This is a genomic window from Mesorhizobium sp. M7A.F.Ca.CA.002.15.2.1 (genome assembly GCF_003998715.1).
GTDB lineage: Bacteria > Pseudomonadota > Alphaproteobacteria > Rhizobiales > Rhizobiaceae > Mesorhizobium > Mesorhizobium ciceri.
On the sequence record NZ_RZPI01000469.1, the window covers coordinates 1 to 4,496 of the forward strand.

General features: G+C 65.3%; 5 protein-coding genes. All 5 read right to left on the bottom strand.

Annotated features, from left to right (window positions below):
- Window positions 1-866 (bottom strand): VWA domain-containing protein (locus tag ENZ74_RS22865; protein ID WP_127313003.1); only part of this gene is annotated, 866 nt, incomplete at its 3' end.
- A 199-nt stretch (window positions 867-1,065) separates the two neighbouring features.
- A complete protein-coding gene (locus ENZ74_RS22875; protein WP_063168526.1) occupies window positions 1,066-1,947 on the bottom strand; it encodes a MoxR family ATPase in 882 nt (293 codons plus the stop codon).
- Between the two features lie 8 nt (window positions 1,948-1,955).
- Entirely contained in the window at window positions 1,956-2,960 is a 1,005-nt protein-coding gene (locus ENZ74_RS35750; protein ID WP_063168525.1) for a molybdopterin cofactor-binding domain-containing protein, read from the bottom strand.
- 1 nt (window position 2,961) lies between these two features.
- Complete coding sequence (locus ENZ74_RS35755; protein ID WP_063168524.1) at window positions 2,962-4,329, bottom strand: xanthine dehydrogenase family protein molybdopterin-binding subunit; 1,368 nt, start codon at window positions 4,327-4,329, stop codon at window positions 2,962-2,964.
- A 13-nt stretch (window positions 4,330-4,342) separates the two neighbouring features.
- On the bottom strand, window positions 4,343-4,496 hold a 154-nt coding region (locus ENZ74_RS22890; RefSeq protein WP_245470987.1), incomplete at its 5' end, for a 2Fe-2S iron-sulfur cluster-binding protein.

Below are 4,496 nucleotides of genomic sequence, written 5' to 3' on the forward strand. Positions count from 1 at the left end.
ATAGCGGCACCGAGTGCAAAGGCTGAAAAGCGCGGCACCGAGAGGAAGGCGAGCAGCGTCGGTCCCATGCGGGTGCCGCCGTCCCAATCGTCGACCTGGACAGCGGCGCGGGCCAATGCCTGGTCGCCGTCGCGGATGCGCAATGCCGTGGTGATGCGGGTCAGCCGCGTGCCGAAGGTGAAAATCTCGGCACGGTCCGCGCCTTGCACGGCGGCATGCGCCAGCTTGAGATAGTCTGCGGTGTGCAGCTTCATCGAGCCGGAAACGTCGATCAGCAGCAGCAGCTTGCGCGGCACGGTCTGGCGGCGGCGCAGCAGCGGCGAGGGCACGTCGCCATCGGCGCTGACGATTTCCCGCAGCGACCGGCGCAGATCGAGCTTGCCGCGCGAATGCGTGCGCACGGTGCGGAACGAGCGGCGGGCGGGCAAGGCTGAAGCGAGCCTGCGGCGGAAAGCGGCAAGGTTGTCGTCGTCGCGCTTGAAATCGCGGGTACTCAGTTGTTCGGCGCCGGAAGAGAGTTCGCCACCTTCCTGATGGCTGATGACCTCGATCTCTTCCTGGCTCGCACCGCCATCATCCTTGATGCGGGTTTCCTCGTCGGCGTCGCCTTCGACCACGGCGGACCTGTTGCCATAGAAATGGCTCTGGAAATGCGCTTCGAATTCGTCGCGGCGGTCGGGCGGCGGCGCCAGGGTGGCGAGGGCCGCCTCGCGGATGTCGGCCATCGAGCGTGGACCGAGCAACGTCACCGCCTGCATGAAGCCGGAGACTTGCTCGGGGGCTATGGCAAAGCCGTAGCGGCGCAAGAGCCTGGCAAAACCCAGGAATGGCGAGGCGGCGCGGGGGAAGCTTGTTTCCCGCATCATTCTGTGTCGCCCCCCTCTGTCCTGCCGGACATCTCCCCCTCAAGGGGGGAGATTGGCAGCTTCGGCGCTTCGCTCTGTTCGGCGACGTCAGCGATTAGCGAAAGCGGGGATGACATCCGATCTCCCCCCTTGAGGGGGAGATGTCCGGCAGGACAGAGGGGGGCGCTGTCCCGCCAGCCTTGCGAAATGACCTCCCGCGTCACGCCAGCGCCTCCTCGACGATCCGGCCAAGCTCCGGTGCGATGTAGGAAAGGTCTTCCTCGTCCTTGATCAGCACGCCGATGGCGCGGCGGAAGGCTTCCGGCCACGGGCTGCCGCCCTTCTCCAGGATGGTGGCGGCATTGGCCCATTCGACGGCCTCGGCGATACCCGGCGGCTTGGCCAGCGGCCGGGCGCGGATGGTCTGCACGGCCGCCGCCACCGCGCGCGCCGTTACCTCGGCCACATCGCCGGCGCGCAGCATGATGATGGCGGCCTCGCGCTCGGCGTCGGGATAGCCGATCCAGTGGTAGACGCAGCGGCGGCGCAGTGCCTCGGCAAGCTCGCGGGTGCGGTTCGAGGTCAGGATGACGATCGGCTGTGCCGTGGCGCGGACGGTACCGCGTTCGGGAATGCTGATCTGGAAATCGGAGAGGAATTCCAGAAGCAGCGCCTCGAATTCATGATCCGAGCGGTCGATCTCGTCGACCAGCAGCACGCGCTGTTCCGGCGCCTTCAGCACCTGCAGCAGCGGCCGGGCGATCAGGAAACGGTCTTCGTAGATGTCGATCTCGTGCTCGCCGGCGTGGCGAATGGCGAGCAGCTGGCGTTGATAATTCCATTCGTAGAGCGCGTGCGCAGCGTCGATGCCTTCATAGCATTGCAGCCGCACCAGATCGCGGCCGAGCAGCGCGGCGATCGCCTTGGCCGCTTCCGTCTTGCCGACGCCTGGTGCGCCTTCGAGCAGCAGCGGCTTCCCCAGCCGGATCGCCAGGAAGATCGCGGTCGCAAGACTGTCGTCGGCCAGATAGCGCGAGGCGGCAAGATGCTGCGCCACCGCCTCCGGCGAGGTCGCTGATGTCTCGGCGCTTGTCCCGGTCATTTCGGCCCTCAGTTCGCCGCTTGCGCCTTCAGCGCGCGCAGGATGCGCTCCGGCGTGATCGGCAGCGTGTCGATGCGCACGCCGACGGCGTCGAAGACGGCATTGGCGACCGCCGGGATCTGCGGGTTGGCGCACATTTCGCCCGGCCCCTTGGCACCGTATGGCCCGTCCGCCGATGGACGCTCCAGCACGATGATCTCGGTCTCGGCGAGGTCGCCGGGGCCGGGCATCAGATACTGGTTGAAGTCCGTGCCGCCATGGTCGCGGTTGGGATAATAGGGCTCGGTCGTCTCGTAGAGCGCATGGCTGATGCCCATCCACGAACCGCCGACCAGTTGCTGTTCGACCATTTTCGGGTTCAGCGCGCGGCCGATCTCGAAGACGTTCTTCACAGTCAGCACGGTGACCGCGCCGGTCTCGTCGTCGACCTCGACCTCGGCCACGGTGCAGGCATGCGCGTAGCAGGTCGATGGCTTCATCGCGCCAGTCTCTTTCTCCGGATAAGAGCGCGGAATCAGGAACATGCCGCGGCCCGAGATCGAGCGACCGCGCTTGAAATGCGCCGACAGCGCGACATCGAAGATCGAGATCGATTTTTGCGGCGCGCCTTTGACCAGTATGTTGCCCTGGCCGTCGGTCTCGAGGTCGGAGGCGTTCACCTCCAGTTCCTCGGCGGCCACTTCCAGCATCACCTGCCGCGCTTCCCTTGCCGCCTGGATGACGGCGTTGCCGGCGCGGTGCGTACCGCGCGAGGCGAAGGTGCCCATGCAGTGCGGGCCGGTGTCGGTGTCGGCGGTGTCGACGACGACGCGGTCTGTCGGCACGCCGATGGTCTCGGCGCAGATCTGCGCCATGATCTGCTTCATGCCCTGGCCGAGATCGACGGAGGACAATGTCACCATGAAATTGCCTGTTGGCGTCGAGTGCACCAGTGCCTGCGTCGGGTCACCGCCGAGGTTCATACCGGTGGGATAGTTGATCGCGGCAACGCCGCGCCCACGCCTGATCGCCATCTCAAGCTCCCTTCGTATAGGAGGACATCGCCAGGTACTTTTCCGCCACCGGCCAGTTGGCGGCGCGCGAGGCTTCCTGCATGCATTCGATCAGCGCGGCGCCCTCTGTCGGCTGGCGGTGCGCTTTCATATCACCGTCGCGATAGGCGTTGATGAAGCGGAATTCGAGCGGGTCCATGCCGATCAGGCGCGCCAGCTTGTCCATCTGCACCTCCAGCGCGAAATCGCCGATGGTGACGCCGAAGCCGCGCATGGCCGACGACGGCGTGCGGTTGGTGTAGACGCAATAGGTGTCGATCCAGACGTTCGGAATAGTGTAGGGGCCGGGATAATGCCCCGCGCCCTTCTGCGCGCCGTAGGGCGAGTGGCGCGAATAGGCGCCGGCATCGGTGTATCCGGTGACCTTGCGCGCGACGATGCGGCCATCTTTCATGACGCCGTCCTTGATGACGACCTTTTCAGCGGCGCGCGGCGACGAGATCTGCATCTCCTCCTCGCGGCTGTAGATAAAACAGACTGGTCGTCCTGTTAGTTTTGCGCCGAGGATGGCGATCGGCTCGACGATGACGTCGACCTTGCCGCCAAAACCGCCACCGACTGTGCCGCCGACGAAATGCAATTTGCTGCCCGGCATCTGCAGGATGATCGAGGTGTTGTCGAGCGTGAAGAACATCGCCTGCGTGTTGGTATAGCAGGTGAAGCGGTCATTGCCCTCGGGCGCCACCACGCAGCCGGTGGTCTCGGTCGGCGCGTGCTCGATCGGCGAAGACTGGTAGCTCTGCTCCAGTATGTGGTCGGCGCCGGCGAAGCCCGCCTCGACATCGCCGAAGCGCACCTTGCGGCACTCGCCGCTATCATAGAGGTAATAATTCTGGCCGTGATATTCGTTGACCAGCGGCGCGTCGGGTTTCAGCGCCTCTTCCATGTCGAAGACGGCCGGCAGCACCTCATAGTCGACCTTGACCTTGGCTGCGGCCTCTTGTGCCGCGCGCTCGGTTTCGGCCAGCACCGCCACCACGGCCTCGCCCTTCCAGCGCACCTTGCCGTCGGCAAGCACCGTCTCGTCCTCCGGCCCGATCTGGATCAGGATCAGGATGGTGTAGACATTGTGCGGTACGTCCTTGGCGGTCAGAATTTTCACCACGCCCGGATGTTTTTCCGCCTCTGAGGTGTCGATCGAACCGATGCGGGCATGGTGATGCGGGCTGCGCACCATCTTCAGGTGCAGCATGCCGGGAAAGTTGCGGTCGGCGAAAAAGGCGGTCTTGCCGGTGACATGGCCGGGCGAATCCGAGCGCGGCCGGGGCTGGCCGATCTCGTGCAGATCGTCCTTGCGGACATCGGCGAAGTAGTTCTTGCGCAGTTCCATTGTTTTGGACCCTTCAGGCCGCGTTCTGCGAATTGGCGCGGGCGGCGGTCAGCACCGCCTGGATGATCGGCTCGTAACCGGTGCAGCGGCAGATGTTGCCCGACAGCGCCTCGACCACCTCGTCGCGGCTGGGATTGGGCGTGTGGTCGAGGCGCTGTCGGGCAACA

What these genes read in the sequence shown, in the direction of transcription:
- ENZ74_RS22875 (WP_063168526.1), bottom strand. Translation starts at nt 1,947, where the DNA reads ATGACCGGGACAAGCGCCGAGACATCAGCGACCTCGCCGGAGGCGGTG.
- ENZ74_RS35750 (WP_063168525.1), bottom strand. Translation starts at nt 2,960, where the DNA reads ATGGCGATCAGGCGTGGGCGCGGCGTTGCCGCGATCAACTATCCCACC.
- ENZ74_RS35755 (WP_063168524.1), bottom strand. Translation starts at nt 4,329, where the DNA reads ATGGAACTGCGCAAGAACTACTTCGCCGATGTCCGCAAGGACGATCTG.